The 24,615-nt window shown below is 66.3% G+C and carries 27 protein-coding genes and 1 tRNA gene; 7 read left to right on the top strand and 21 right to left on the bottom strand.

The window, feature by feature from the left end:
- Positions 1–30: 30 nt before the first annotated feature.
- The 11 genes from murA to GO606_RS07805 all read right to left on the bottom strand — a co-directional run bounded on the left by murA (position 31) and on the right by GO606_RS07805 (position 9,242).
- On the bottom strand, positions 31–1,281 hold the full coding sequence (gene murA, locus GO606_RS07855) for a UDP-N-acetylglucosamine 1-carboxyvinyltransferase (RefSeq protein ID WP_169117640.1): 1,251 nt from the start codon (positions 1,279–1,281) through the stop codon (positions 31–33).
- Between the two features lie 8 nt (positions 1,282–1,289).
- The gene (locus tag GO606_RS07850) at positions 1,290–1,547 is read right to left on the bottom strand and encodes a BolA family protein (RefSeq protein ID WP_169117641.1); all 258 of its coding nucleotides are present in this window, start codon (positions 1,545–1,547) and stop codon (positions 1,290–1,292) included.
- Between the two features lie 10 nt (positions 1,548–1,557).
- Complete coding sequence (locus GO606_RS07845; protein ID WP_169117642.1) at positions 1,558–2,328, bottom strand: ABC transporter permease; 771 nt, start codon at positions 2,326–2,328, stop codon at positions 1,558–1,560.
- Entirely contained in the window at positions 2,321–3,217 is an 897-nt protein-coding gene (locus tag GO606_RS07840) for an ABC transporter ATP-binding protein (RefSeq protein ID WP_169117643.1), read from the bottom strand. Before GO606_RS07840 ends, GO606_RS07845 begins: the two co-directional genes overlap by 8 nt.
- Entirely contained in the window at positions 3,214–3,516 is a 303-nt protein-coding gene (locus GO606_RS07835; protein WP_169117644.1) for an STAS domain-containing protein, read from the bottom strand. The genes GO606_RS07840 and GO606_RS07835 overlap by 4 nt, the downstream gene beginning before the upstream one ends.
- Positions 3,513–4,169, bottom strand: coding sequence for an MlaC/ttg2D family ABC transporter substrate-binding protein (locus tag GO606_RS07830; RefSeq protein WP_169117645.1), 657 nt, complete (start codon positions 4,167–4,169; stop codon positions 3,513–3,515). Before GO606_RS07830 ends, GO606_RS07835 begins: the two co-directional genes overlap by 4 nt.
- A 6-nt stretch (positions 4,170–4,175) precedes the next feature.
- Positions 4,176–5,015 (bottom strand): MlaA family lipoprotein, encoded by an 840-nt coding sequence (locus GO606_RS07825; RefSeq protein ID WP_169117646.1) that lies wholly within the window; start codon positions 5,013–5,015, stop codon positions 4,176–4,178.
- Positions 5,016–5,040: 25 nt separating this feature from the next.
- Complete coding sequence (gene mlaD, locus GO606_RS07820) at positions 5,041–5,508, bottom strand: outer membrane lipid asymmetry maintenance protein MlaD (RefSeq protein WP_169117647.1); 468 nt, start codon at positions 5,506–5,508, stop codon at positions 5,041–5,043.
- Positions 5,505–6,299, bottom strand: coding sequence for a lipid asymmetry maintenance ABC transporter permease subunit MlaE (mlaE, locus tag GO606_RS07815; protein WP_169117648.1), 795 nt, complete (start codon positions 6,297–6,299; stop codon positions 5,505–5,507). The genes mlaD and mlaE overlap by 4 nt, the downstream gene beginning before the upstream one ends.
- Complete coding sequence (locus GO606_RS07810; protein ID WP_425532203.1) at positions 6,296–7,123, bottom strand: ABC transporter ATP-binding protein; 828 nt, start codon at positions 7,121–7,123, stop codon at positions 6,296–6,298. The genes mlaE and GO606_RS07810 overlap by 4 nt, the downstream gene beginning before the upstream one ends.
- Positions 7,124–7,271: 148 nt before the next feature.
- A complete protein-coding gene (locus GO606_RS07805) occupies positions 7,272–9,242 on the bottom strand; it encodes a monovalent cation:proton antiporter family protein (RefSeq protein ID WP_169117650.1) in 1,971 nt (656 codons plus the stop codon).
- Positions 9,243–9,391: 149 nt separating this feature from the next.
- On the opposite strand from GO606_RS07805, the gene GO606_RS07800 reads away from it, so the two are divergent.
- The 6 genes from GO606_RS07800 (at position 9,392) to GO606_RS07775 (ending at position 13,824) form a co-directional block, all read left to right on the top strand.
- A complete protein-coding gene (locus GO606_RS07800; protein ID WP_169117651.1) occupies positions 9,392–10,387 on the top strand; it encodes a KpsF/GutQ family sugar-phosphate isomerase in 996 nt (331 codons plus the stop codon).
- Positions 10,387–10,908 (top strand): KdsC family phosphatase, encoded by a 522-nt coding sequence (locus tag GO606_RS07795; RefSeq protein WP_169117652.1) that lies wholly within the window; start codon positions 10,387–10,389, stop codon positions 10,906–10,908. Before GO606_RS07800 ends, GO606_RS07795 begins: the two co-directional genes overlap by 1 nt.
- Positions 10,909–10,916: 8 nt before the next feature.
- Positions 10,917–11,498 carry an LPS export ABC transporter periplasmic protein LptC gene (lptC, locus tag GO606_RS07790; RefSeq protein ID WP_169117653.1) on the top strand — a complete coding sequence of 194 codons (582 nt, stop codon included), beginning with the start codon at positions 10,917–10,919 and terminating at the stop codon, positions 11,496–11,498.
- The gene (gene lptA / locus GO606_RS07785; RefSeq protein ID WP_169117654.1) at positions 11,495–12,067 is read left to right on the top strand and encodes a lipopolysaccharide transport periplasmic protein LptA; all 573 of its coding nucleotides are present in this window, start codon (positions 11,495–11,497) and stop codon (positions 12,065–12,067) included. Before lptC ends, lptA begins: the two co-directional genes overlap by 4 nt.
- A 61-nt stretch (positions 12,068–12,128) precedes the next feature.
- Entirely contained in the window at positions 12,129–12,905 is a 777-nt protein-coding gene (locus GO606_RS07780; RefSeq protein WP_169117655.1) for an enoyl-CoA hydratase, read from the top strand.
- Positions 12,906–13,257: 352 nt separating this feature from the next.
- The gene (locus tag GO606_RS07775; protein ID WP_169117689.1) at positions 13,258–13,824 is read left to right on the top strand and encodes a phasin family protein; all 567 of its coding nucleotides are present in this window, start codon (positions 13,258–13,260) and stop codon (positions 13,822–13,824) included.
- A 142-nt stretch (positions 13,825–13,966) separates the two neighbouring features.
- Here the strand turns inward: GO606_RS07775 and GO606_RS07770 are convergent, their stop codons facing one another.
- The 9 genes from GO606_RS07770 to miaB all read right to left on the bottom strand — a co-directional run bounded on the left by GO606_RS07770 (position 13,967) and on the right by miaB (position 23,655).
- Complete coding sequence (locus GO606_RS07770) at positions 13,967–14,758, bottom strand: lysophospholipid acyltransferase family protein (RefSeq protein ID WP_169117656.1); 792 nt, start codon at positions 14,756–14,758, stop codon at positions 13,967–13,969.
- A 9-nt stretch (positions 14,759–14,767) separates the two neighbouring features.
- Positions 14,768–15,301: a D-glycero-beta-D-manno-heptose 1,7-bisphosphate 7-phosphatase gene (gene gmhB, locus GO606_RS07765; protein ID WP_169117657.1), complete on the bottom strand. Its 534-nt coding sequence runs from the start codon at positions 15,299–15,301 to the stop codon at positions 14,768–14,770.
- A gap of 15 nt (positions 15,302–15,316) precedes the next feature.
- A complete protein-coding gene (glyS, locus tag GO606_RS07760; protein ID WP_169117658.1) occupies positions 15,317–17,404 on the bottom strand; it encodes a glycine--tRNA ligase subunit beta in 2,088 nt (695 codons plus the stop codon).
- Positions 17,404–18,324: a glycine--tRNA ligase subunit alpha gene (glyQ, locus tag GO606_RS07755; RefSeq protein ID WP_169117659.1), complete on the bottom strand. Its 921-nt coding sequence runs from the start codon at positions 18,322–18,324 to the stop codon at positions 17,404–17,406. The genes glyS and glyQ overlap by 1 nt, the downstream gene beginning before the upstream one ends.
- A 124-nt stretch (positions 18,325–18,448) precedes the next feature.
- Positions 18,449–19,948 (bottom strand): apolipoprotein N-acyltransferase, encoded by a 1,500-nt coding sequence (gene lnt, locus GO606_RS07750; RefSeq protein ID WP_169117660.1) that lies wholly within the window; start codon positions 19,946–19,948, stop codon positions 18,449–18,451.
- Between the two features lie 38 nt (positions 19,949–19,986).
- Complete coding sequence (locus GO606_RS07745; RefSeq protein ID WP_211166537.1) at positions 19,987–20,835, bottom strand: CorC family transporter; 849 nt, start codon at positions 20,833–20,835, stop codon at positions 19,987–19,989.
- 49 nt (positions 20,836–20,884) lie between these two features.
- Positions 20,885–21,343 carry an rRNA maturation RNase YbeY gene (gene ybeY, locus GO606_RS07740; RefSeq protein WP_246979443.1) on the bottom strand — a complete coding sequence of 153 codons (459 nt, stop codon included), beginning with the start codon at positions 21,341–21,343 and terminating at the stop codon, positions 20,885–20,887.
- Between the two features lie 2 nt (positions 21,344–21,345).
- Positions 21,346–22,317: a PhoH family protein gene (locus GO606_RS07735; protein ID WP_169117662.1), complete on the bottom strand. Its 972-nt coding sequence runs from the start codon at positions 22,315–22,317 to the stop codon at positions 21,346–21,348.
- Positions 22,318–23,655, bottom strand: a complete 1,338-nt coding sequence (miaB, locus tag GO606_RS07730; RefSeq protein ID WP_169117663.1) for a tRNA (N6-isopentenyl adenosine(37)-C2)-methylthiotransferase MiaB — start codon at positions 23,653–23,655, stop codon at positions 22,318–22,320. It abuts the gene before it with no gap.
- A gap of 52 nt (positions 23,656–23,707) precedes the next feature.
- Here miaB and GO606_RS07725 point away from each other — a divergent pair.
- Positions 23,708–23,784: transfer RNA gene (locus GO606_RS07725), tRNA-Met, on the top strand.
- Positions 23,785–23,881: 97 nt separating this feature from the next.
- Here GO606_RS07725 and GO606_RS07720 read toward each other — a convergent pair.
- On the bottom strand, positions 23,882–24,406 hold the full coding sequence (locus GO606_RS07720) for a cupin domain-containing protein (RefSeq protein ID WP_211166538.1): 525 nt from the start codon (positions 24,404–24,406) through the stop codon (positions 23,882–23,884).
- Between the last annotated feature and the right edge of the window lie 209 nt (positions 24,407–24,615).

Below are 24,615 nucleotides of genomic sequence, written 5' to 3'. Positions count from 1 at the left end.
GCTGCCGGGCCGCACCGCCGCGCCTGCCGCTCAGGCGACGCGGCGCACGCGCGCGCCGAGCGCGGCAAGCTTCTCTTCGAGCCGCTCATAGCCGCGGTCGAGGTGGTAGATGCGTTCGATGACCGTTTCGCCCTCGGCGACGAGGCCGGCGATGACGAGGCTCGCCGAGGCGCGCAGGTCGGTCGCCATCACCGTCGCCCCCTGCAGCCGCTCGACCCCCTGCACGACAGCGGTATTGCCGTCGATGCGGATGTCGGCGCCGAGGCGCTGCAACTCGACGGCATGCATGAAGCGGTTCTCGAAGATCGTCTCGCGGATCATCGCCGCCCCGCTGGCGACCGCGTTGATCGCCATGAACTGCGCCTGCATGTCGGTCGGGAACGCCGGGTACGGCGAGGTGCGAATATTCACCGCGGTCAGGCGCGCCGGCGCCTTCAGGCGGATCGCGTCGCGCTCGGCGACGACATCGCAGCCGGCGTCCATCAGCTTGTCGACGACGGCGTCGAGATACGCGGTCGACGTACGGGTCAGGCGGATCTCGCCGCCGGTCGCGGCCGCCGCGCAGAGATAGGTGCCGGTTTCGATGCGATCCGGCATGATGCGGTGCGTCGCGCCGTTGAGGCGCTCGACGCCGCGGATGCGGATCACGTCGGTGCCGGCACCGGAGATGCGCGCTCCCATCGCGACGAGGCAGTTCGCCAGATCGACGACTTCGGGCTCGCGCGCGGCGTTCTCGATCACCGTTTCGCCGTCGGCGAGACAGGCTGCCATCATCAGGTTTTCGGTGCCGGTGACCGTCACCATGTCGGTGAAGAGGCGCGCGCCGCGCAGGCGCGGCACGACCGCGTGCACGTAGCCGTGCTCGACCGTCACCTGCGCACCCATCGCCTGAAGGCCCTTGATGTGCTGGTCCACCGGGCGCGCGCCGATCGCGCAGCCGCCGGGCAGGCTCACGCGCGCCTCGCCGCAGCGCGCGACGAGCGGCCCGAGCACGAGGATCGACGCGCGCATCGTCTTGACCATCTCGTACGGCGCGACCGGATTGTCGATCGCGGACGCGTCGAGCGTGACGGTCGCATTGTCGCGGCTGACCTTGACGCCCATCTGCCCGAGCAGCTTCAGCAGGGTGTCGATGTCGTTCAGCTGCGGCACGTTCGTGAACGTCATCGGCTCACGGGTCAGCAGCGCGGCGCACAGGATCGGCAAGGCCGCGTTCTTCGCGCCGGAAATCGCAGTCTCTCCGGCCAGGCGCACGCCGCCTTCGATCAGTAGCTTGTCCATCGCGTCGCTCAGAACCCGAGTCCGCCGCGCACTTCGGCCCACTTGGCGGGCGTGAAGGTCTGCAGCTGCAGCGCGTGGATCTCGTTGCCCATCAGCTTGCCGAGGGTCGCATACACGGCCTGGTGCTGGCGCACCTTCAGCTTGCCCTCGAATTCGGCGCTGACGACGATGCCGGTGAAGTGGACGCCATCGTCGCCCTGGACTTCGACGAATTCGCAGGGCATGCCCTGCTCGATCAGTCTCTTGATTTCGCTTGCTTCGAACATTTTGATTTCCTCAGGCGCGCAGCTTGTAGCCCCGGGCGAGCATCGCCAGGGTCAGAGCCGCAAGTAACATCAGACAGACACTAACGACACCCAGGCTCAGCCACGGCGACACGTCGGACTGGCCGAAAAAGCCGTAGCGGAAACCGTCGATCATGAAGAAGAACGGGTTGGCGTGGGACACGTCCTGCCACAGCTGCGGCAGGGAATGCAGCGAATAGAACACGCCGGACAGCATCGTCAGCGGCATGATCAGGAAGTTCTGGAACCCGGCGAGCTGGTCGAACTTGTCGGCCCAGATGCCGGCGATGACGCCGAGCGAAGCGAGGATCGCGCTGCCCATCAGTGCGAACGCCAGCGCCCAGCCCGGCGCGGCGATCGACAGATCGACGAACGGAATCGACACCAGCAGCACGCCGGCGCCGACGAACAGCCCGCGCAGCATCGACGCGATCACGTAGGCAGCATAGAACTCGCGGTACGACAGCGGCGGCAGCAGGACGAAAATGATGTTGCCGGTGATCTTGCTCTGGATCAGCGACGACGAGCTGTTGGCGAACGCGTTCTGCAGCAGCGACATCATCACCAGCCCCGGCACGAGGAACGCCGTGTAGGCGATGTCGCCGTAGACGGTGACGTGGCGGTCGAGCACGTGCGAGAAGATCAGCAGGAACAGCATCGCGTTGATCACCGGCGCCAGGACGGTCTGGAACGCGACTTTCCAGAAGCGCAACACTTCCTTGTACAGCAGCGTGCGAAAACCCGCGAGGCGCGATTCACGCATCGTGCATGACCTCGACGAACACCCGCTCGAGATCGGCTTCGCCGAGCTGCATCTCGACGATCCGCCCGCCCGCCTCGCGCAGGCGCGCGAGCGTCGGCTCGACCTCGTCGTAGGTGTCGAGCGCGAACTCCGCCCAGCCGCCTTCGGCGAGCGTCGCGCCGAGTCGGCCGGCGATTTCGGGACGCTCGAGACGCACGCGCAGCGAATGGGCCGCGAAACGCCGCAGCAGGTTGGCGGTGGTGTCGAGCGCGACGACGCGGCCCGCCTTCAACATCGCGATGCGCCCGCACAGCGCCTCGGCCTCTTCGAGATAATGGGTCGTCAGCACGATCGTGTGACCGTCGCGGTTGAGCTTGCGGATGAACTGCCACAGGCCTTGGCGCAGCTCGACGTCGACGCCTGCGGTCGGCTCGTCGAGCACGATCACCGGCGGCCGGTGCACCAGCGCCTGGGCGACCAGCACGCGACGCTTCATGCCGCCCGACAGCATGCGCATGTTCGCGCCCGCCTTGGCGGTCAGATCGAGGCTCGCGAGGATCTCGTCGATCCAGTCGTCGTTGTGGCGGATGCCGAAGTAGCCAGACTGGATGCGCAGCAGCTCCCGCACCGTGAAAAACGGGTCGAATACCAGTTCCTGCGGCACCACTCCCAGCTTGCGGCGCGCATTGCGGTAATCGGACACGACGTCGTGCCCCATCACTTCGAGCGTGCCGCTGTCGGCGCGGACCAGCCCTGACAGCGCCGAGATCAGCGTCGTCTTGCCGGCGCCGTTCGGACCGAGCAGGCCGAAGAACTCGCCGCGGTCGACCTCGAGGTCGACGCCGGCGAGCGCCTGCACGGAGCCATACCGCTTCGTCGCCGAAACAATGCGGATCGCCGGCAGGCTCATTGAGTCGATGCGGCCGGGGCTTGCGCCGGCAACAGCTCGTCGACGCCATACAGCGCGGCGAGGCTGCGCAATCCCGCGGGGACGCCGCTCAGCGTCATCCGGTGGCTGGCGCCACGGGCCGCTCGCAGCCAGTCGAACAGCAGCGCCAGCGCCGCGGAATCGGCTGCGGTGACGCCGGACAGGTCGACCGTCAGGTCGCCGGCCGCGGCCTTCGCGCGCCCGGCCTGCACGAACCCGTTCACGGTCGTCATCGTCAGCGGTCCGTCGAGCCGCAGCACCCCGGTCACGTTGCCGTTCATGAACGCTCGGCGGGGCCGCTCAGTTCCTGCGTCTTGGCATGCAGGGAACGGATCAGCCCGTCGATGCCGCCAGCGCGGATTTCCTGCGCGAACGTGCCGCGATAATTCGTCACCAGGCTGACGCCGGCGACGACGACGTCGAACACTTTCCAGCCGCGATCGGTCTTTTCGAGCACGTAGTCGATGTTGATCGGCTGCGCCCCGGCCTGGCGGACCTCGGTCTGCACACGCACCGTGGTATCGGCGGCGCCGAACCGCGCCGGCTTGTATTCGATGACCTGGTTGCGGTACTGCGTCAGGGCATTGGAATAGGTGCGGACCAGCAGCGTGCGGAACACGTCGACCAGTTCCTTCTGCTGCTCGGGAGTCGCCTGGCGCCAATCCTTGCCGACGGCGAGCATCGTCATGCGGCGGAAGTTGAAGTGCGGCAGCACTTTTTCCTCGACGAGACTGACGACGCGGCCCGTATCGCCCGCCCGGATCGCGTGGTCGTCGCGAACGATCGCCAGCACGTCGCTGCTCACGTCACGAACCAGCGCGTCGGGAGCAATCAGCGCAGCCGTGGCTCGGGCACCGGGCGGCGTGACGGGGTCGGCCGCCATACTCGCGCCGATCGACAGGAACAGACACAGAGAAAGGAAGAGTTTTTTCATCTTGTATTACCTTGTGGCCGGGCGGTCACCACCGGATCCGGCGCTCGCCTGCTGAAATTCGTCGACATTCGTCGCTGCCGCGACACCCTTGGCGGGCCCATGCGGCGATGCGGCACCGTCACCCCCGTTGAAATCCTCGTATTCCTGCGGCGGGCTCCCGTCATGGACCCGGTAGCGACGCTGCTGCAGGTAGAAGTCGCGCGCATAGGAATACTTGTCGAGGGTGCCTTCTTCGAGCGTCTTGTCGATGCCGAGCAGGTTCGCCCGGCCATGCACGAGACGCAGCACGGTCAGGCTGTTGCGCGCCGCGACGTCGCTCACGCCCCAGACATTGTCGCCGTACAGGTCGATCGGCAGCACGGCGGCGTCGCGCACCGTGCGCGGACCGAAGAACGGCACGACGAAATAGGCGCCTTCGCCGACTCCCCAGCGCCCGAGCGTCTGGCCGAAATCCTCGTCGCTCTTGGGCAGTCCGAACTCCGACGCGACATCGAAGATGCCGAGGATGCCGAGCGTCGAGTTCAGGCCGAACCGGGCACCGTCGGACAGGCCTTCCCTCAACTTGCCCTGCAGCAGGTTATTGACGCCGTTCCAGACGTCGCCGACGTTGCCGAAGAAGTTGCCGACGCCGGTGCGTACGGGCGTCGGCATCGTCGCATCGTAGGCCTCGGCGACCGGCCGGATCGCGGCGCGGTCGACCGTTTCGTTGAAACCGAACATCGCGCGGTTGTAGCGCTCGAGCGGATCGTCCGGATTCGCGACCCGCGTCGTGCAGCCGGCGGCGAGCGTCAGGCAGAGCGCGATCGCCGCGAGCGTCGTGGGCCGGGGGAAGGGATTGTTATTCATTTTTGTTCGATGCAATGCGGCAGGGTCAGTTCGCCGGAGCCTCCGCTGCCTTGTTGAACAGGAATTGCCCGATCAGCTTTTCGAGCACCACGGCGGACTGCGTGATCTGCACGGCCTCCCCGCTCTTCAGCATCTCGACGTCGCCGCCCGGCTCGAGCCCGAGGTATTGCTCGCCGAGCAGCCCGGAAGTCAGGATCGTCGCGATCGTGTCGCGGGGGAATTGAAACCGGGTATCGACCACGAAAGTCACTTCGGCGCGATAGCTGCCGGTATCGAAGCCGATGTTCGTCACGCGCCCGACGACGACCCCCGCGCTCTTCACCGGCGCCCTGACTTTCAGGCCGCCGATGTTGTCGAACTGCGCCTTGAGGACGTAGGACTCGCTGAAATTGGCGCTCGCGAGATTGCCGACTTTCAGCGAAAGGAACAGCAGCGCAGCCATGCCGATGACGACGAAGAAACCGACCCACAGGTCGAGCGTTGTGCGGCTCATGACTGGCCCCTGAACATGAAGGAAGTAAGCACGAAGTCGAGCGCCAGGATCGCCAGCGCCGAACTGACAACGGTGCGGGTGATCGCGCGCGACACGCCTTCGGCGGTGGGCGTGCAGTCGTAGCCTTCGAACACCGCGATCAGCGCCACCGCGGCACCGAAAACCACGCTCTTGATCACGCCGTTGACGACATCGAAACGAAAATCGACGGCCGCCTGCATCTGCGACCAGAAAGCACCTTCATCGACGCCGATCAGCACGACGCCGATCAGCCAGCCGCCGAACACGCCCATCGCGGAAAAAAGCGCGGCGAGCAGCGGCATCGAGATCACGCCGCCCCAGAAACGCGGCGCGACGACGCGGGCGATCGGATTGACCGCCATCATGTCCATCGCCTTGAGCTGCTCGGTCGCTTTCATCAGGCCGATCTCGGCCGTCACCGCCGAGCCGGCGCGGCTCGCGAACAGCAGCGCGGCGACGACCGGCCCCAGTTCGCGCGTCAGCGACAGGGCCACGAGCACGCCGAGCGCATCGCCGGAGCCGAAACGCTGCAGCGTCTCGTAGCCCTGCAGTCCGAGCACCATGCCGACGAAAAGCCCGGAGACGATGATGATCAGCAGCGACAGCACGCCGCTGAAATACACTTCGCGGATCGTCAGATGCACGCGCCGCAGCGACTGTCCGGAATACAGCAGCAGCAGGCCGAAGAAGCGCGTCGCGAAACCGAGCCGCCACACCCCGTCGATGACGGCGCGGCCGAGCCGGCGCACGACACTCAGCAGGCCGTTCATGCCGCGCCCGGCCCCAGCAGGCTGGGCGCGAAAGGCTCAGCCGGATAATGGAACGGCACCGGGCCATCGGCCTCGGCATGGATGAACTGCTGCACGAAAGGATCGGCCGATGCGCGGATCTCGTCGGGCGTGCCGTGCGCGACGATGCGTCCTTCCGAGATGAAATAGACGTAATCGACGATCTGCAGCGATTCGAGGATATCGTGGGTGACCATGATCGTGCTCGCCCCGAGCGCATCGTTGAGCCGGCGGATCAGCTGCCCGATGACGCCCAGCGAGATCGGATCGAGGCCGGCGAACGGCTCGTCGTACATGATCAGCATCGGGTCGAGCGCAATCGCGCGCGCCAGCGCGACACGGCGTGCCATGCCGCCCGAGAGCTCCGCGGGCTTCAGCGTCGCCGCACCCCGCAAGCCGACGGCATTGAGCTTCATCAGCACGAGGTCGCGAATCAGTTCGGGCGGCAGGTCGGTATGTTCGCGCAGCGGGAACGCGACGTTGTCGAACACCGACATGTCGGTGAATAGCGCGCCGAACTGGAACAGCATCCCCATGCGCCGGCGCAGCGCATAGAGCTCGCGGGTCGACAAGCGCGCCAGATTCTGGCCCGCGACGTTCACGATCCCGCCGCTGGCCCGCAACTGCCCGCCGATCAGGCGCAGCAAAGTCGTCTTGCCACAGCCGCTGCCGCCCATGATCGCCACCACCTTCCCGCGCGGGATATCGAGATCGATGCCGCGCAGGATGACCCGCTCGCCGTATGCGAAGCGAACGTCCTGCAACTGCACGAGGGTGGCGGAGGATTCGGATGACAAGCGAGGCAGCCAAAAAAATCTTGTGGAAACACAGACTAACGCATCAGGGACGAGCGGCACTTCACCAAGATCAAGTGCTTCAGCGCATCACCCCGTGCATCGTCAAACGGCGGAGTTTAGCAGAGCACGGACGGCCGCAGGGGCACCCGAGAGGCGCTCAGACCCCTCCGAGCAGGCGGCGCTCGGCCTGTTCGAGATTGGCCTGAACGCCGATCAGGACGACGACATCGCCTTCCTCCAGCTGCGTTTCCGGCCCCGGCGACAGCCCCCGGATGTTCCGCCGGCGCACCGCCGACACGCCCACGCCGAGCTCGCCGAGCCCGATCGCACCGATCGTCATGCCGACTGCGCGGGCGCCGCCCGGCAGCGTCACCGAGCGCAGGCGCGCCTCGTTCGCGTCCGGCCCGTCCGCCGCGTCGCTGGTGCCGTGGAAGAAGCCGCGCATCAACGCGTAGCGCTGGTTGCGGATGTCGCGGATGCGCCGCACGATGCGGTTGAGCGGCACGCCGATCAGCGCCAGCGCATGCGAGGCGAGGATGATGCTGCCTTCGAAAGCCTCCGGCACCACTTCGGTGGCACCTCCTTGCGACAGTCGCGCCATGTCCTTCTCGTCGCTGGCGCGCACAACAATCGGCAGATCCGGCCGCAGCAGGTGGGCGCGATGCATGACCCGCAGCGCAGCTTCGACTTCGCCGAACGAAATCACCAGCGCACTCGCCCGCATGATGCCCGCGGCCATCAGCGTTTCGTGACGCGCCGCATCGCCATACACGACGGTATCGCCGGCCGCACCCGCCTCGCGCACGCGCTCCGGATCGAGATCGAGCGCCACGTAGCTGACGTTTTCCTGCTCCATGAAACGCGCCATGTACTGCCCGCTGCGCCCGTAGCCGCAGACGATGATGTGTTTGCTGGTGTTCATCGTCTGGGCAGCGACGCGCGTCAGCTCCATCGAGCGCAGCAGCCATTCGGAAGCGACGAAACGCAGCACCAGCCTGTCGCTCAGCTGCACGATCAGCGGCGCAACGAGCATCGACAGCACCAGCGCGGCAACCGTGATCTGCAGCAGTGCCTCCGGCATCAGGCTGACATCGTCGATATGCGAGATCAGCACGAAGCCGAACTCGCCGCCGGCGCACAGCCACAGCGCCGTGCGCAGCGCGGTGCCGCTCGACGAACCGAAGGCTCGCGATGCCGCGAAGACGATCGCCCCCTTGAATACCAGCAGCGCCACCAGCAGTCCCAGCACCGCCACCAGGTTCGCCACGATCAGCCTGACGTCGAGGAACATCCCGACGGTGACGAAAAACAGGCCGAGCAGCACGTCGCGAAACGGCTTGATGTCCTCCTCGACCTGGTAGCGGTACTCGGTTTCGGAAATCAGCATGCCCGCCAGGAACGCCCCCAGTGCCAGCGACAATCCCACCGCTGCGGAAAGCCACGCCAGCCCGAGCGTGATCAGCAGCACGTTGAGCATGAAGAGTTCGCCCGAGCGCCGCTGCGCGACGACGGTAAACCACCAACGCATCACGCGCTGGCCGACGACGAGCACCAGCGCGAGCAGCACTGCGGCCTTGAGCGCCGCGATGCCGAGCGTCCCGGCGAGTTCCCCGGCCGGCTGCGACAGCGCGGGGATGAGGATCAGCAGCGGCACGACGGCAATATCCTGGAACAACAGCACACCGATCGTTTCCCTGCCGTGCGGCCGGTCGAGTTCGAGGCGGTCGGACAGCAGCTTCGAGAGGATTGCCGTCGACGACATCGCGAGCGTCGCGCCGAGCGCGAAGCTCGCCCTCCACCCGAGCCCGAAGATCGCCCCGGCCAGCATCGTAAACAGCAACGATCCGAGCACCTGCGCCGCGCCGAGCCCGAACACGATGCGTTTCATCGCGAACAGCCGCGGCAGCGAGAACTCGAGTCCGATCGAGAACATCAGGAACACCACCCCGAACTCGGCCAGATGGCTCGCGCCGTCCGAGGCTTCGACCAGGTCGAGCGCATGCGGACCGACTCCCGCGCCGACGAGCAGGTATCCGAGCACCGGAGGCAAGCTCAGGCTGCGAAAAACCGCGACCACGACGACGCAGGCCGCCAGGAGCAACAGGACCAGCTCGAGCGTGTTGTGCATGAATGAGGGTGATGGGTGGAATGTGCACGATGCGGGGCCGCTCGGCCCGTCTGCTATACTTCGCAGCTTCGATTTGCGCCGCCGGGCCTGCTGTTCGCCGCCGGTTTTCCGGCCGTCTCGTGCGTCAGAGTGTAACCGCTTCGAACCCTATGAACCCAGTCCCGCCCGCTCTCTCCCATGAAGCCCGCAGCGTCGTGCTCGCCCGCCGGGTGCTGCGCATCGAAGCCGCCGCCGTCGCGGCGCTCGCCGAACGTCTCGACGCCGATTTCGAGCGCGCCGTGCAGCTGATCCTGCAGCGCCACGGCCGCGTCATCGTCACGGGCATCGGGAAATCCGGCCACATCGCGCGCAAGCTCGCCGCGACGCTCGCGAGCACCGGCACGCCGGCCTATTTCGTGCATGCGGCGGAAGCGGCGCACGGCGACCTCGGCATGATCACCGCCGAAGACGTCGTCATCGCACTGTCAAACTCCGGCGCCAGCGAGGAGCTGCTAACGATCGTGCCGCTCGTCAAGCGCCAGGGGGCGAAGCTGATCTCGATGACCGGCAAGCCGGATTCGCCGCTCGCGCGCGAGGCCGATGTCCATCTCGACGCCGCGGTCAGCGAGGAAGCCTGTCCGCTGAACCTCGCCCCGACCGCCAGCACCACCGCGGCGCTCGCGCTCGGCGACGCGCTGGCGGTCGCGCTGCTCGATGCGCGCGGCTTCGGCGCCGACGATTTTGCCCGCTCGCATCCGGGCGGCAGCCTCGGCAGGCGCCTGCTCACGCATGTCAGCGACGTGATGCGCGGCGCGGACCGCGTTCCGCAGGTCCCGGAAACCGTCCCGATGACCTCGGCCCTGCTCGAAATGACGCGCGGCGGCATGGGCATGACGGCAGTCGTCGACGCCCGCGGGGCGCCGATCGGCATCTTCACCGACGGCGACCTGCGCCGGGCGCTCGAGGGCGGCTGCGACGCGCGCACCGCGACGCTTGCCGAAGTCATGACACGCGCGCCGCGCAGCATCCATCCGGACGCGCTCGCCGTCGAGGCGGCCGAAATCATGGAACGGCTGCGCATCAGCCAGTTGCTCGTCGTCGGCGCCGACGGCACGCTCGCGGGCGCGCTGACCACCCACGACCTGATGCTCGCGAAGGTGATCTGATGCCGACCCGCGAAAACGCCTCGCGCATCCGCCTGATGGGCTTCGACGTCGACGGCGTGATGACGGACGGGAGCCTGTATTTCACCCCCAACGGCGAAGAGCTGAAAGTCTTCTCCAGCCTCGACGGCCACGGGCTGAAGATGCTGCAGAGCGCCGGCATCGAAGTCGCGATCATCAGCGGGCGCAGTTCGCGCGCGCTCGAATTGCGGGCGGCGAACCTCGGCATTCGCGAGCTGCACATGGGCGTCGAGGACAAGCGCGCCTGTCTCGACGCGTTGCTCGCGCGCCGGAACATCCCCGCCAGCGAAGCCGGCTACATGGGCGACGATGTCGTCGACCTGCCGATCCTGCGCGCATGCGGGTTTTCGGCTGCGCCATCCGACGGCCACGAATTCGTCCGGCGGCATGTCGGCTACGTCGCAGGCAAACCCGGCGGACGCGGCGCGGTGCGCGAAGTGTGTGATTACCTGCTGGCCGCACAGGGCAGGCTCGAAGCGATGCTTTCGGCCTATCTCGCCTGAGGCCGGCGATGCGCCCGTCGATCCTGCAACTCTATCCGCTCGTCGCGCTCGTCGTGCTGGCCGGTGCGACCCTGTGGCTCGAGCGAGTCACCCGCGGCGAGGACGGCGCGGTCCGCACCGACCAGCGACGCGACCCGGACTTCATCGCCGAGCAGACGCGGCTGGTCAGCTTCGGCGCCGACGGGCAGCAACGCTACGAACTGCTCGCCGACCGGATCACGAACTACCCCCTGTCGGGCATTACCGAACTCGAGCGTCCACGGCTGCGCTACGATTCCGAAGGCCGCGAACTGCGCATCACGGCGCAGTCCGGCGAAGTCCACGACGGCGGAAGCGAAGTCCTCCTGAGCGGCGACGTGCGCGTACACCGCGCGGCAACTGCCGGCAGCCCGGCGATGAGTTTCGCTTCCGAGACCCTGAAAATCTGGCCCGACGACGAGCGCGCCGAGACCAGTGACCCCGTCGTCCTCACGCAAGGCAAGACGACCGCGCACGCCGGCGGGCTCAAGTCGGACAACCTTTTCGGCACCCTCGACCTGCTCGGCGGGGTCACCGTTTTCATGCCACGCAACTCGCGGACCCCACCATGAAGCACGTCCCTGCACTCGCCTTCCTCGCGCTCGGGCTCGTCGCCGCACTGCAGCCGCTGCCGGCGCTGGCAGAACTCGCCGACCGCGAAAAGCCGGTCAACATCGAGGCGAACCACCTGACGGTCGATGACCGCAACAAGGTGCACGTCTTCGAAGGCAACGTCGTCCTCACGCAGGGCTCCCTCGTCATCAAGGGCGATCGGCTCGTCGTGACGCAGGGCCCGGACGGCTTCCAGACCGGCGTGGCCACCGGCAGCGACAAACGACCCGCGACGTTCCGCCAGAAACGCGAAGGCAGCAACGCGTTCGTCGAGGGCGAGGCCGAGCGCATCGAATACGACAGCCGGGCGGAGCGGGCGCGCCTTTTCAATCAGGCGCGCGTCGAATCCGGCGGCGACGAAGTGCGCGGGCATTACATCGAATACGACGCCCTGAGCGAAAAATACTTCGTCACGAACCAGCCGGGTACCAGTCCGGCAACGGCCGGTGACTCACGCGTGCGGGCCGTCATCCAGCCGAAAGGCTCGGCCGCGGAGCCGGGCAGCGAAGCGCCGCAAAAACCCCAATAACATCCCAATAAAACCCAAATAACACCCCCAGCAAAGCCTCAATCACCAGGAGATGAGACGCATGAGTTTCCAGAACATCCTCGTTGAAACGCGTGGCCGGGTCGGCCTGATCACCCTTAATCGCCCGAAGGCGATGAACGCGCTCAACGACCAGGTCGTCGATGAAATGTGGGAAGCGCTCGACCACTTCGAGGCCGACGAGGGAATCGGCGCGATCGTCATTACCGGCAACGAAAAAGCTTTCGCCGCGGGCGCCGACATCGGCGCGATGGCGAGTTTTTCGCACATGGACGCCTACAAGGGCAACTACATCACCCGTAACTGGGAACGCGTCAAGACCTGCCGCAAACCGGTCATCGCAGCGGTCGCCGGCTTCGCGCTCGGCGGCGGCTGCGAACTGGCGATGATGTGCGACATGATCATCGCCGCCGACAACGCGAAGTTCGGCCAGCCCGAAATCAAGCTCGGCATCCTGCCCGGCTCGGGCGGCACGCAGCGCCTGCCGCGCGCGATCGGCAAGGCGAAAACGATGGACATGTGCCTCACCGCGCGGCTGATGGGGGCCGAGGAAGCGGAACGTTCGGGACTCGTCGCCCGTGTCGTGCCGACCGGCAAACTGCTCGACGAAGCGCTCGCAGTCGCCACCGAGATCGCCAATTTCTCGCTGCCGGTCGTGATGATGATCAAGGAATCGGTCAATCGCGCATTCGAAGGCAGCCTCAACGAAGGCCTGCTGTTCGAGCGCCGCGTTTTCCATGCCGCGTTCGGCCTCGACGATCAGAAGGAAGGAATGGCCGCCTTCGTCGAGAAGCGCAAGCCCGACTTCAAGCACCGCTGACCTTGCCGCACCGCCGCATCCGCCGGCGGTGCACCAATACCCTCGTCATTCTCAAGTCATTTTTACCGTGATGTTGCAATTGCAACATCACGGTAATTTCCGTACCTGTTTTCCGCTCTAAAATTCACCCCATACATTCTGAAACATTATTTAAAAACCGTACCTTGCGCCACTTTTTCAGCCTTGCCCGGACAGCACCCGCGACTATTCCGCAAGTATTGTGCAACGCACAAAAAAAACGCTTGACAAGGGCTTCATCGCCCCTATAATCCAAACCATGTTGCGACGCACCAAGCAGACCGAAAGAGTTGCGGAGCAGATCATTGAAGCACCACCCTCAGGAGATGAAAAAATGTTTGCTACCCCCGAGCAGTTTGCAGCGACCAACAAAGCCAACGTCGAAACCCTGCTGACCCTGGCCAACAACGTTTTCGCCAGCGCCGAGCGCTTCGCCGCCCTCAACCTGAACACCGCCCGTTCGATCCTCGAAGACAGCATCGCCAATTCGAAGGCCCTGCTCGGCGCGAAGGACGTGCAGGAACTGGTGAGCCTGCAGGCCGCCCTGGCCCAGCCGCTGGTCGAAAAGGCCGTCGCCTACAACCGCAGCGTCTATGAGATCGCGTCGCAGGGCCAGGAAGAAGTCTCGAAGCTGGTCGAAACCCAGATCGCCGAACTGAACAAGAACCTGTCGTCGGCGCTCGACAAGGCCGCCAAGTCCGCTCCGGCCGGTTCCGACGTCGCCGTTGCCGCTGTCAAGTCCGCGCTGGCCGCCGCAAACAGCGCCTACGACAGCGTCAGCAAGGCTGCCAAGCAAGTCGCCGAGATCGCCGAAGCCAACGTGGCTGCCGCGACCAACGCCACCGTCAAGGCAGTCGGCGCCTCGGTGAAGGCGGGCGCCCAGAAGGCCAAGGCCGCCTGATACGCCTCGGCTCGCACCGCATCAAAAAGCCCCGCTCGCGGGGCTTTTTTCATTTCGGCGGCAGGCCGCGGAGAGTGTTCACGCCAAACGGGTTGCGGCCGGAATCGGGCGCGACCGTCGAAGCGGACTGACCGGGGAAGTTTCAGTTCTCGCCAGAGCCCCGGCGCGCTGCCGCGACGACACCGCTGTCCGGCTCGCCGCCGCGTTTCGCACCGGCTGCATAGTGATGCGGGAACAGCCGATGCATCTCCGCCTCGATCCACAGCTGGGCCCGGGCATTGACCTCGTTCGCGTCGAGCCCCTCGGGTCCGATCGCCGGCCCGATGCTGACGATGATCTCGCCGGGATATTTCAGGAACGCGTTGCGCCGCCAGAATTCGCCGGCGTTGTGGGCCACCGGCACCACCGGCACGCCCGCCTTCTGCGCCAGCCACGCCCCGCCCGGCTTGTAGCGCCGCGTCGTCCCCGGCGCGACGCGCGTCCCCTCGGGAAACACGACGACCCAGAAGCCTTCCGCCAGGCGCGCCCGGCCCTGCTCGACGACTTGCGTCAGCGCGTCCTTGCCGGCCGCCCGGTCGATCGCGATTCCCGGGATCTGCGCGAGCCCCCAGCCGAAGAACGGCACCCTCAGCAACTCGCGCTTGAGCACGAAACACAGCGGCGGGAAGATCACCTGCAGCGCCATCGTTTCCCACGCCGACTGGTGCTTCGACAAGATCACCGCCGGTCCGGCAGGAATGTTGTCGCGCCCGAGCACGCGGTAGCGAATGCCGAGCAGGTGGCGCACGAACCACATCACGAGCGGCGCCCACGAGGTGATGATGCGATGGCGCACGTGCGGCGGAAGCGGAAACGTCAGCATGCCGAAGATCGCGTAAGGCGGCGTGACGATCGCGAGGACGATCGCAAACAACAGGGAGCGCAGGACGATCACGGGTTTTCTTCAGGCAGTGAGGTCGGCGACGACCGTGGCGAGATCGGGATAGATCAGCGTTCCTTCGGGCAGCGCAGGATCGTCGCGCGTCTTGAGTCCCTTGCCGGTCAGCACGAGGTAGGGCTTGCAGCCGACCTCCACGCCGGCCTGCAGGTCGCGCAGGCTGTCGCCGACCGAGGGCACGCCGGCCAGCGTGACGTTGAAGCGCTCGGCGATCTGCAGGAACAGGCCGGGCTTGGGCTTGCGGCAGTTGCACGTGGAGTTCGCCGCATGCGGGCAGAAGAAGATCGCGTCGAGCCGGCCGCCGACCTGCGCAAGGCTCTTGACCATTTTCTCGTTGATCGCGTTGAGCGTGTCCATGCCGAACAGCCCGCGGCCGATGCCGGACTGGTTGGACGCGATGACGACGCGCCAGCCCCACTGGTTGAGCCGCGCAATCGCCTCGAGCGAGCCAGGGATCGGCTTCCACTCGTCGGGCGACTTGATGAACTGGTCGGAGTCGTAGTTGATGACGCCGTCGCGGTCGAGAATGATCAGTTTCATCGCGATCGGGCGCCTTTACGCAGACAGCCGCGACAGGTCCGCGACCTGGTTCATCAGGCCGGCAAGCTGGCGCAGCAGCGCGAGGCGGTTCTGGCGCGTGAGCGGCTCTTCGACCATCACCATGACGTCGTCGAAGAAGGTGTCGACCGCCACGCGCAGGCCGGCGAGTGCGCACAGCGCATCGGTGTAGTCCTCGTTCGCGACGTGCGAGCGCACCAGCGGCGCGACTTCGACAACGGCATGGAACAGCGCCTTCTCGGCCTGCTCCTGCAGCAACGCGACGTCCGGTTCCGGCAGCTCGTCCTCGGCTTTTTTCAGGATATTGACGATCCGCTTGTTCGCCGCGGCCAGCGCCTCGGCTTCCGGCAGTCCGCGGAACACGCGCACCGCATCGAGTTTTGCCGGGACGAGGTCGATACGCGTCGGGCGCAGCGCGAGCACCGCGTCGACGACGTCCACGGCATGACCCGCGTCGCGCAGCAGGTTTTTCAGGCGCTCGAACATGAAGTCCAGAAGCTGCGACTCGAAATCCGTGGCGGTCAGCAGACCCGGCCCGAAGCCTTCTGCGGCATCGGCAACCAGTGCCGCGAGGTCGAGCGGCAGCGGCGTCTCGATCAGGATGCGCAGCACGCCGAGCGCCGCGCGGCGCAGCCCGAACGGGTCCTTGTCGCCGGTCGGCAACTGGCCGATGCCGAAGAAGCCGACGAGCGCGTCGAGCTTGTCGGCGAGCGCGGCTGCGCACGCGGTGTTGCCCGAGGGCAGCGCGTCGCCGGCGAAGCGCGGCTGGTAGTGCGACTGGATGGCATCGGCGACGACTTCGCCTTCGCCGTCGTTGAGCGCGTAATAACGCCCCATGATGCCCTGCAGCTCGGGAAACTCCCCGACCATGTCGGTGACGAGATCCGCTTTGGCGAGCCGCGCCGCGCGCGAGGCGGCAGCGACGTCGCCATGCAACCGACCGGCGATCCGCCCGGCGAGGCGCTCGAGACGTTCGACGCGTTCGAGCTGGCTGCCAAGCCTGTTGTGGTAGACGACCGGCGCCAGGCGCGGCAGACGGCTGTCGAGCGTGTGCTTGCGGTCCTGCTCGAAGAAGAAGCGCGCATCCGACAGGCGCGGACGCACGACGCGCTGGTTGCCGGTGACGATGTTCGACGGGTCGGCGAGGCGCATGTTCGAGACGATCAGAAAGCGGTTCAGGAGGCGGCCGGCCGCATCGAACAGCGGAAAGTATTTCTGGTTCGCGCGCATCGTCAGGATCAGGCATTCCTGCGGCACGGCGAGGAACTCGGCTTCGAACTCGCCGACGTAGACCGTCGGGTGTTCGACGAGCGCGGCGACCTCGTCGAGGAGGTCCGCATATTCGCCGAGGCTCACACCCTGCTCTTGCGCGCTCGCGACGAGTTGGCGCTCGATGTCGGCACGACGTTCGACGAAGTCCGGGATCACCTTGCCTTCGGCGAGCAGCGTCGGTTCGTACGCTTCTGCGGTCGCGAGCTCGATCTCGCCGCGGCTCATGAAGCGGTGCCCCATCGTCACGCGGCCGGCATCGAGGTCGAGCACGCGGCCCGGCACGACACGCGCGCCGTGCAGCATCGCGAGTTTGTGCACCGGCCGGACGAACTGCGCGTCCCCTGCGCCCCAGCGCATCAGCTTCGGAATCGGCAGCGCCTTCACTGCATCGTGCACGATCGCCGCGAGCACGTCGTCGAGCGAGGCACCCGGTTCGACGCGCGTATAGAACAGCGCCTCGGCCTTGCCGTCGAGGCGTCGTTCGAAGCTCGCGACCGCTTCCGGCGCGATGCCCTTCGCCTGGAGCTTCTTCAGCAGCGCCGGCGTCGGCCGGCCTTCGGCGTCGAGCGCGACCTGCATCGGCATGATCTTTTCGGTGACTTCGCGCGACGGCGCGGCGGCGCGCACGGCCGGCACCGTGATCGCGAGCCGGCGGGGTGCGGCGAACCAGCGGAAGGGCTGGTCTTCCGCGACGAGACCGCACGCCTTCAGCCCCTCGTGGATGCGGGCGGCGAAAGTCTCGCCGAGACGCGGCAGCGCTTTGGGCGGCAGCTCTTCGGTCAGCAGTTCGACGAGCAGGGTCGCGGTGGTCATCACGTCGCCTCCGGCGAAGAATTCTGATTCAGCATCGGGAAACCCAGACTCTCGCGGGATGCGAAATAGGCCTGCGCGACGGCGCGCGACAGGTTGCGGATGCGGCCGATATACGCCGCGCGTTCGGTGACCGAGATCGCGCCGCGCGCATCGAGCATGTTGAAGCTGTGCGCCGCCTTCAGCACCATCTCGTAGGCCGGCAGCGCGAGGCCGGCTTCCATCAGCCGCTTCGCTTCGGCCTCGTAGTTGCCGAACAGCGAGAACAGGAAATCGACGTTCGAATGCTCGAAGTTGTAGGTGGACTGCTCGACCTCGTTCTGGTGGAAGACGTCGCCGTAGGTCACTTTCGAGCCGTCCGGATAGACCGCCCAGACGAGGTCGTAGACGTTCTCGACGCCTTGCAGGTACATCGCGAGGCGCTCGACGCCGTACGTGATCTCGCCCAGCACCGGCTTGCAGTCGAGGCCGCCGACCTGCTGGAAATACGTGAATTGCGTGACTTCCATGCCGTCGAGCCACACTTCCCAGCCGAGCCCCCACGCGCCGAGCGTCGGGTTCTCCCAGTCGTCCTCGACGAAGCGGATGTCGTGCGCATTGGTGTCGATGCCGAGCGCACGCAGCGAGTCGAGGTACAGCTCCTGGATGTTCAGCGGCGACGGCTTCAGCACGACCTGGAACTGGTAGTAATGCTGCAGCCGGTTCGGGTTCTCGCCGTAGCGGCCATCTTTCGGCCGGCGCGACGGCTGCACATACGCGGCGTTCCACGGCTCCGGGCCGATCGCGCGCAGGAAGGTCGCGGTATGCGAGGTGCCGGCGCCGACTTCGAGGTCGTACGGCTGCAGCAGCACGCAGCCGCGCTCGCCCCAGAACTGCTGGAGCGTGAGGATGACTTGCTGGAACGTGGGTTTATGCGGGGACATGGTCTCGGACGGCGGGGAGGCGGCCAGCGGGCCGCGCTGCGAACGCAAAGAAGCGGATTTTACTGGCATTCGCCGACACCGGCGACGTTTAGTCTCGTTTGCACGGGAATTGTTGCTGTGCAGCCTAGCCGGACACCGTTTTCAGCCTGCCGGCCAGTGGCCGCCGCGCCCCGACAACGCCCGCGCCGACCGCAACCAGTGCCAGCAGCAGCGCCGCGCGGTCGCCCCAGCGCGCATACGGCGTCAGCCCTTCATAGCCCTGCACCGGGACACGCAGCGCCCCTTGCGTGAACGGCGGCAGCATGCCTGAAACGCTGCCATCCGGCCGGACCACGGCGGTCATGCCGGTGTTCGTCGAGCGCAGCATCGGCCGGCCGGTTTCGAGCGCCCGCATGCGGGCGATCTGCAGGTGCTGCGGCTGCGCGAACGAATCGCCGTACCACGCGAGGTTCGAGATGTTCAGCATCAGCGTCGCGTCCGGCAGGCTGCGGATCAGCTCGCGGCCGAAAAGGTCCTCGTAGCACACGTTGACGGCGACGCGCTGCTCCCCGAGCTTCATCGGCGCCTGGTCCGGCGCGCCGCGCGTCTGGTCGGACATCGGGATATCGACGAGGTCGTAGAACCAGCCGAACAGCGGCGGCGAATATTCGCCGAACGGCACGAGATGGCGCTTCGCGTAGGTCTGGCTCGGGGATGCGCCCACGCTCAGCGCAGCGTTGTAGATGCCGCCCTGCGCATCGCGCAGAAAGACGCCGAGCACGAGATTGCCGCCGCCAGCCCGGGCGTCGCGGGCAAGTTCGTCCAGGTAGCCCACGGGCAGGCGGTCGGCCAGCAGCGGCAGCGTCGTTTCGGGCAGCACGATGAGATCGGCCGCGTGCTCGCGGGCGAGCCGGGCGTTGGTCTGCAGCCACTCGGCGAGACGTTCCGGGCGCCACTTCAGCCCCTGCTCGATGTTCGTCTGGATCAGCGCGACCACCACCGGTTCGCCGGCCGGCACCGTCCAGCTCACCTTGCCCAGCTGGTGGCCCGCGACACCGACGACGATGATGACGGCCCAGCCCGTCGCCGACGGGCCCACCTTCCTCCACTCGGTCAACGCGACGAGGGACGCGACGAGCGCGAGCAGCATGCCGATGCCATAGACACCGAGCACCGGCGCGAAGCTCGCGAGCGGGCTCGGCGGCGTCTGCGAATAGCCGATCGCCAGCCACGGAAAGCCGGTGAAGATCCACCCGCGCAGCGCCTCGCCGAGCGTCCACAGCCCGGCGAACAGCGCGGCCTGACGCAACGCGGCGCCGCGGCGAAAATGCACAAAGAGCGCCGCGGCAACCGCCGGAAACAGCGCGAGATAGGCGCAGAACAGCGCGATCGCGAGGCCGGCCAGCGGCGCCGGCATGCCGCCGTACCGGTTCAGCGCAATGTACAGCCACGACACGCCGCCGACGAAGGACGCGAATCCCCACGCCAACCCGATCAGGAAGCCGGCGCGAGCGTCACGCACGCCGCGCAGCACGCGCGTCAGCAGCGCAAGGCTGACCTGCCCGAGCAGGAAATACTCGAACGGCGCGAACGCGAACACTGATACGCCGCCCGCCAGCGCCGCGAGCACCACGATCCGGACCATCAGCGCTCAGCCACCGCGTTTCGTGTGAAGCACGCGCATCACGCCTGTCTCGCGTCCGCGACCGGCATCGCGTGCTCGACGAGCAGCGTATACACCCGCCGGCTGTCCGCGCGCAGCACCTGGAACTTCATGTCTCCGAGGACCACGGTGTCGCCACGCTGCGGCAAGCGGCCCAGGGCGCGGATCACCAGGCCGCCGATCGTGTCGACGTCGGCGTCGCTGAAATTAGTCGCGAAAGCGGTGTTGAAGTCGGCGATCTCGGTCGTCGCCTTGACGCGGTAACGCCCGTCCTGCATGAGCCGGATGTTGTCGCCGTCGAGGTCGCTGTCGTATTCATCCTCGATTTCCCCGACGATCTGCTCGAGCACGTCCTCGATCGTCACGAGCCCGGCGACGCCGCCGTATTCGTCGACGACGATCGCCATGTGATTGCGGCTGACGCGGAAGTCGCGCAGCAGCACGTTCAGGCGCTTGGTCTCCGGCACGAACACCGCCGGCCGCAACGCATCGCGCAACTCGAACTCCTGCCCGACGAAATAACGCAGCAGGTCCTTCGCGAGAAAGATGCCGACGACGTCGTCCTTGCTTTCGCCGACGGTGGGGAAGCGTGAATGGCCGGTCTCGATGACGAAGCTGGCGATCTTGTCCATCGGGTCGTCGACCCCGATCACCTCCATCTGCGACCGCGGGACCATCACGTCGCTGACCTGCAAGTCGGACATCTGCAGCGTGCCCTCGATGATCGAGAGCGCGTCGGCATCGAGCAGGTTGCGCTCGAACGCCGAGTGCAGCAGCGCCATGAGTTCACCACGGTCTTCGGGCTCGCGCGACAGCAGCGCCGAAAGCCGTTCAAGCAATGAAAGGGGTTTGCCGGGGAGACTGTCCATGGAGTCGGTATAGTCGAGAATGCACGCTCAGGCGTAAGGATGGCACGCCTCAGGCGTAAGGGTCCGGATAGCCGAGCGTTGCCAACACGCGGGTTTCGAGGGCTTCCATTTCCTCGGCCTCGTCGGGCGCTTCGTGGTCGAACCCCTGCAGATGCAGCATGCCGTGCACGATCAGGTGCGCGAAATGGGCTTCGAGCGGCTTGCCCTGCTCGGCCGCCTCGCGCGCGACGACGGGAACGCACAGCACCAGATCGCCGGCCAGCGTCTCGCTTTCGTCGTAGACGAACGTCAGCACGTTGGTCGCGTAATCCTTGCCGCGATAGTCCCGATTGAGGCGCCGCCCTTCGGCTTCGCCGACGAGGCGGACGGTCACCTCGGCGTCATCCTGCAACGCGGCGAGCGCCCAGCGCCGGATGAGCGCGCTGGCGGGCGAACGGGCACGGTTCTCGGTCCCGATCGCCCGTTGCACCGACAACGCGAGACGAGACGGCGCAGTTTCGGTGTCCACGCTCACGGTTTGCGGGCGAGCGCAGCCTGGGCGTCGCGCGCGGTCTGGTTGTCGTAGGCCTCGACGATGCGGGCGACCAGCGGATGGCGCACGACGTCTTCCTTCTGGAACTCGGTGAAGGCGATGCCGCGCACCGTCGCGAGCACTTCGCGCGCTTCGAGCAGGCCGCTGCGGTTGCCGCGCGGCAGGTCTACCTGCGTCAGGTCGCCGGTGACGACCGCCTTCGCGCCGATGCCGATGCGCGTCAGGAACATCTTCATCTGCTCGGGCGTCGTGTTCTGCGCCTCGTCGAGGATGATGAAGGCGTGGTTCAGCGTGCGCCCGCGCATGAACGCGAGCGGCGCGATCTCGATGCTGCCGCGCTCGAAGAGCTTGGCGACGCGGTCGAAGCCCATCAGGTCGTACAGCGCGTCGTACAGCGGGCGCAGGTAGGGGTCGACTTTCTGCGCAAGGTCGCCGGGCAGGAAGCCGAGGCGCTCGCCCGCCTCGACCGCCGGGCGCGTCAGGATGATGCGCTCAACGAGCTGGCGCTCGAACGCGTCGACGGCGCTCGCGACCGCAAGATAGGTCTTGCCGGTACCGGCCGGGCCGATGCCGAACGTGATGTCGTGCGCCTGGATGTTGCGCAGGTAGTCGATCTGGCGCGGCGTGCGCCCGTGCAGTTCGGTTTTGCGCGTCAGGAGCGCCGGCGCCGGCTGGTCCGACTGGCGGCGGTTCGCGAGCTCGATCAGCCCGAGCTGGATGTCGTCGACCGAGAGGTGCTCGTCGGCCTGCTCATAGAACTCGCTGAGCGCCTTCGCCGCGAGCTGCATCTGCGCGGGACTGCCCTGCAGCGTGAAACATTCGCCACGACGTGCGATCGTCACGTCGTACGCCGTTTCGATCTGGCGCAGGTTCTCGTCGAGCGCGCCGCACAGGTTGGCAAGCCGCTCGTTGTCGACCGGCTCGAGGACCACTTCCGTCGGACGCCCCATTCAACTCTCCGTTGTGACGATTTCGCCGCGCAGGCTGTGCGGCAGTGCGGCAGTGATCGTCAGGTCGACGAACTGCCCGATGAGACGCGGATGGCCGACGAAATTGACGACGCGGTTGTTGCCGGTGCGCGCCGCCAGTTCACTCGCGTCCTTGCGCGACAGTCCTTCGACCAGCACACGTTCGACCCGCCCGACCATCGCCTGGCTGATCGCCTGCGCCTGTTCGTCGATGCGTTTCTGCAGCCGCGCGAGCCAGCGCAACTTGGTTTCCTGCGGCACCGGGTCCGCGAGATCCGAAGCCGGCGTGCCGGGCCGCGGGCTATAGACGAAACTGAACGAGGCATCGAAACCGACTTCGTCGATGAGCTTCATCGTCTTCTCGAAATCTTCTTCGGTCTCGCCGGGGAAGCCGACGATGAAGTCCGAGGACAGCGACAGGTCCGGTCGCGCCGCGCGCAGCTTCCTGACGACCGACTTGAATTCGAGCACCGAATAGCCGCGTTTCATCGCCGCGAGGATGCGATCCGAGCCCGACTGCACCGGCAGATGCAGATGGCTGACGAGCTTCGGAATGGCCGCGTAGACGTCGAACACCCGCTGCGTCATCTCGCGCGGATGCGAGGTCGTGTAGCGGAGGCGCTCGATGCCGGGGATCTCGGCGACGCATTCGAGCAGGAACGCGAAATCGCCCTGCTCCCCGCCGCCGCGCATGATCTCGCCGCGCCACGCGTTGACGTTCTGCCCGAGCAGCGTGACTTCCCTGACGCCCTGCCCGGCGAGCCCCGCGACTTCGGCGAGCACGTCGTCGAGCGGGCGCGACACTTCCTCGCCGCGCGTGTAGGGCACGACACAGAACGTGCAGTACTTCGAACAGCCTTCCATGATCGACACGAACGCGCTCGCGCCCTCAACGCGCGCCGGCGGCATGTTGTCGAACTTCTCGATCTCCGGGAACGAGATATCGACCTGCGACCGTCCACTGTGGCGGCGTTCGGCGATCAGCTGCGGTAGGCGGTGCAGCGTCTGAGGGCCGAACACGATGTCGACGTACGGTGCACGCGCGACGATCGCATCGCCTTCCTGGCTCGCGACGCAACCGCCGACGCCAATGATCAGATTCGGGTTCGACTGTTTCAGATGCTTAACGCGACCGAGATCGTGGAACACGCGCTCCTGCGCCTTCTCGCGCACCGAGCAGGTGTTGAAGAGGATCACGTCCGCCTCTTCCGGATTGTCGGTCTTCACCAGCGCTTCGCTGGCCCCGAGCACGTCCGCCATCTTGTCGGAGTCGTACTCGTTCATCTGGCACCCAAAGGTGCGGATGTAGAGTTTCTTCATCAGCGCGTCTTGACGCCTCGTTTCCCAAACCTATATATTAGCAGGCTCGCGTGGTGATGTAGCTCAGACGGTTAGAGCGATGGATTCATAACCCATAGGTCGGCGGTTCGATTCCGCCCATCACCACCACGTTTTCGAAAGCCGTTGATCCGCGAGGTTCAACGGCTTTTTCATGCCCGAACGCGCCGCGCTGGGGCACGCATTCGCCTCTGGCCGGCCTGGGAATTTACTTCCCTGCGGCTCCGGAGTCGAGGTAAGAGATGCCCCACGGGCCCGTCCCGTGAATCTGGACGATCGTTTCCTCGTCGGCCGTATACGCAAACATCGGCATGCCTGCTGGGATCATCGTCACGCCGCCAGCCGGATAGGCTCTGGCTTTCGTTTTGTCGACCGTCTCCCCGATACCCAGATGGAAGGTGCCGGAGAGCACCGTGACGCGTTCGAACAGCGGGTGCGTGTGTAGCGGGATCGTGAAGTTGGGCGGGAGCTTCAGGCGGAAAGTGATCGGCACCGCCTGCTTCAGGTCGCCTTCCAAGACCGCGATTTTGGCGCCCGGTCCGACGGACGGCGCATCGGCCCATTTGATTTCCGACGGGACAATGGAAATGAGGCCCTCGGTACCGGCCTCCGCAGCCATGGCCGCAGGCGCGATGAGCCCGCCCAGAATGAATGCCGACGACGCCGTAACGAATTTAAGGCTGCGCATGATCTGCCTCACGATGACTGGCTGTTGCATGGCGGGCACGGTCATCAGAACTGTTCGACCGCTCGGCTCACTGCCAACCGACTGCCGAAGATAAGATCCCGGCCCTCTCATACCTTTCGCTCCGAACCCACCATAAAGCGTGCAGCGCGACGCGTGAATGCATTGGGCTCGCGCACGAAAAGGTCATTCAATTCAAGCACGCGGAGCGGTGAAATCCAGCTCTTGTGACCGAGCTGCGGTCGCGAATCGTCGCT

The organism is Aromatoleum anaerobium (genome assembly GCF_012910705.2).
Classification (GTDB): Bacteria; Pseudomonadota; Gammaproteobacteria; order Burkholderiales; family Rhodocyclaceae; genus Aromatoleum; species Aromatoleum anaerobium.
This window is presented reverse-complemented; position numbering and strand designations above follow the sequence as displayed.

What these genes read in the sequence shown, in the direction of transcription:
- GO606_RS07735 (WP_169117662.1), bottom strand. Translation starts at nt 22,317, where the DNA reads ATGGGGCGTCCGACGGAAGTGGTCCTCGAGCCGGTCGACAACGAGCGG.
- GO606_RS07830 (WP_169117645.1), bottom strand. Translation starts at nt 4,169, where the DNA reads ATGAAAAAACTCTTCCTTTCTCTGTGTCTGTTCCTGTCGATCGGCGCG.
- lptC (WP_169117653.1), top strand. Translation starts at nt 10,917, where the DNA reads ATGCGCCCGTCGATCCTGCAACTCTATCCGCTCGTCGCGCTCGTCGTG.
- gmhB (WP_169117657.1), bottom strand. Translation starts at nt 15,301, where the DNA reads ATGAAACTGATCATTCTCGACCGCGACGGCGTCATCAACTACGACTCC.
- miaB (WP_169117663.1), bottom strand. Translation starts at nt 23,655, where the DNA reads ATGAAGAAACTCTACATCCGCACCTTTGGGTGCCAGATGAACGAGTAC.
- mlaE (WP_169117648.1), bottom strand. Translation starts at nt 6,299, where the DNA reads ATGAACGGCCTGCTGAGTGTCGTGCGCCGGCTCGGCCGCGCCGTCATC.
- GO606_RS07835 (WP_169117644.1), bottom strand. Translation starts at nt 3,516, where the DNA reads ATGAACGGCAACGTGACCGGGGTGCTGCGGCTCGACGGACCGCTGACG.
- glyS (WP_169117658.1), bottom strand. Translation starts at nt 17,404, where the DNA reads ATGACCACCGCGACCCTGCTCGTCGAACTGCTGACCGAAGAGCTGCCG.
- GO606_RS07795 (WP_169117652.1), top strand. Translation starts at nt 10,387, where the DNA reads ATGCCGACCCGCGAAAACGCCTCGCGCATCCGCCTGATGGGCTTCGAC.
- GO606_RS07780 (WP_169117655.1), top strand. Translation starts at nt 12,129, where the DNA reads ATGAGTTTCCAGAACATCCTCGTTGAAACGCGTGGCCGGGTCGGCCTG.
- GO606_RS07825 (WP_169117646.1), bottom strand. Translation starts at nt 5,015, where the DNA reads ATGAATAACAATCCCTTCCCCCGGCCCACGACGCTCGCGGCGATCGCG.
- GO606_RS07840 (WP_169117643.1), bottom strand. Translation starts at nt 3,217, where the DNA reads ATGAGCCTGCCGGCGATCCGCATTGTTTCGGCGACGAAGCGGTATGGC.
- GO606_RS07805 (WP_169117650.1), bottom strand. Translation starts at nt 9,242, where the DNA reads ATGCACAACACGCTCGAGCTGGTCCTGTTGCTCCTGGCGGCCTGCGTC.
- GO606_RS07800 (WP_169117651.1), top strand. Translation starts at nt 9,392, where the DNA reads ATGAACCCAGTCCCGCCCGCTCTCTCCCATGAAGCCCGCAGCGTCGTG.
- lptA (WP_169117654.1), top strand. Translation starts at nt 11,495, where the DNA reads ATGAAGCACGTCCCTGCACTCGCCTTCCTCGCGCTCGGGCTCGTCGCC.
- glyQ (WP_169117659.1), bottom strand. Translation starts at nt 18,324, where the DNA reads ATGTCCCCGCATAAACCCACGTTCCAGCAAGTCATCCTCACGCTCCAG.
- GO606_RS07745 (WP_211166537.1), bottom strand. Translation starts at nt 20,835, where the DNA reads ATGGACAGTCTCCCCGGCAAACCCCTTTCATTGCTTGAACGGCTTTCG.
- GO606_RS07845 (WP_169117642.1), bottom strand. Translation starts at nt 2,328, where the DNA reads ATGCGTGAATCGCGCCTCGCGGGTTTTCGCACGCTGCTGTACAAGGAA.
- GO606_RS07775 (WP_169117689.1), top strand. Translation starts at nt 13,258, where the DNA reads ATGTTTGCTACCCCCGAGCAGTTTGCAGCGACCAACAAAGCCAACGTC.
- mlaD (WP_169117647.1), bottom strand. Translation starts at nt 5,508, where the DNA reads ATGAGCCGCACAACGCTCGACCTGTGGGTCGGTTTCTTCGTCGTCATC.
- GO606_RS07720 (WP_211166538.1), bottom strand. Translation starts at nt 24,406, where the DNA reads ATGACCGTGCCCGCCATGCAACAGCCAGTCATCGTGAGGCAGATCATG.
- lnt (WP_169117660.1), bottom strand. Translation starts at nt 19,948, where the DNA reads ATGGTCCGGATCGTGGTGCTCGCGGCGCTGGCGGGCGGCGTATCAGTG.
- GO606_RS07850 (WP_169117641.1), bottom strand. Translation starts at nt 1,547, where the DNA reads ATGTTCGAAGCAAGCGAAATCAAGAGACTGATCGAGCAGGGCATGCCC.
- murA (WP_169117640.1), bottom strand. Translation starts at nt 1,281, where the DNA reads ATGGACAAGCTACTGATCGAAGGCGGCGTGCGCCTGGCCGGAGAGACT.